Source organism: Catenovulum sp. 2E275 (assembly GCF_025515275.1).
Lineage (GTDB): Bacteria > Pseudomonadota > Gammaproteobacteria > Enterobacterales > Alteromonadaceae > Catenovulum.
Genome location: NZ_JAOPFU010000107.1, coordinates 1 through 1,165, shown reverse-complemented (window position 1 = coordinate 1,165; position 1,165 = coordinate 1). Strand labels below are relative to the sequence as shown.

Sequence of the window (1,165 nt, the reverse complement as noted above, 5' to 3'; positions counted from 1 at the left end):
ACCAAACAATATAACTGCCATTGGCTATTTACTTTATTTTTGCCACGTAAGCTAAATTTATGGAGCCGTTTTTGAGTGCCTATATTGGCAAACACGGGTTCAACCGTCGACATTCTGTGACTATAAATATGTTTGCCTTTTTCACTATCGACTCTGTGTTTCATCCAGTCGGTATAATTTGGCTTTTTGTTGTTTTTAAAGCTGAATGAAACTTGTCTGCCATTGCCTTTTCTGTGGTCTGCTGAGGCTGAGTTGTGCATGCATTTTGTTTTGAGTGGGCAGTTTCTACATTGCAGTAGCCGTCCTTCAAAGTACGCTGTAGTAACACCGGTTTCTCGCGCTACTATTTTTCTAAAACTTAATGTTTCTCCTGCTGGGCAAACACAGCTTAATGTCGTTGGGTCAAAGTCAAATTCGCTGGCGGGTATGGTCTGTTTGCGTTTGTTGGTTTTGTTTTCTTGATGGCGTTTACCATAATTTTATTTTTTGTTCGCTGAACTTGGGGTCTCTACTTCTAAATTGATTGTCCGGAATGTAACCATTGATTTGGTGTTCGTGCAGATACTTCATGTTCCTTTCGTTGGCAAAGCCGGTATCTGCTGTGACAATGGTGCCTGTTTGATAGATATTTTCGCTGATATTGAGTCGGTTAAACCTTGAATCGTGCCTTTGCTTGTGGTCATGAGCGCCATGGATGGCGTAAATGTCAATTTTGCAGGAGCAATAAATTGACCTTGGCTGATTGGTTGTCTGTGATATTGCTTTTTACTTCTTTATTTCTGCGACCTTGTCTTGGTTCGTTTGTTTTTAAAAACTTATCTATTTTATCGTGTGCTTTATTGAGTGTGGCTATCATCTGCTCATGGCGTTTTTGCTGAGCATCTTCTGTTGTTTGCGCTTCCTTATCCTCTGTTTGATGTTTGTTTAAATAGTGGCGGATTTGGCGTTTTATTTTGTCGCGTTTCTGCTCAAGTTCTTTGAATGTGCCTGACCATTCTTTGGCCGCATTCGACGACATTTTACAACCGTCAATTGCAAACAGTTCATTGCCTAATAAGCCTTGCTGATGGCAAACCAGTAGCACTTGTTCAAACAGGTGTTCTATTTCAATCTGGCGCCCGGATACAAACGCCGCTATCGTTGTAAAGTGTGGCACGCTGTCACA

Annotated in this window: 2 protein-coding genes; both read right to left on the bottom strand. The window is 41.2% G+C overall.

Translation table 11 applies throughout. The annotated features are described in order from the left end of the window. On the bottom strand, positions 1-347 hold a 347-nt coding region (locus N7931_RS19245; protein ID WP_262795958.1), incomplete at its 3' end, for a transposase. A gap of 359 nt (positions 348-706) precedes the next feature. Continuing rightward, positions 707-1,165 (bottom strand): transposase (locus N7931_RS19240; RefSeq protein ID WP_410369366.1); only part of this gene is annotated, 459 nt, incomplete at its 5' end.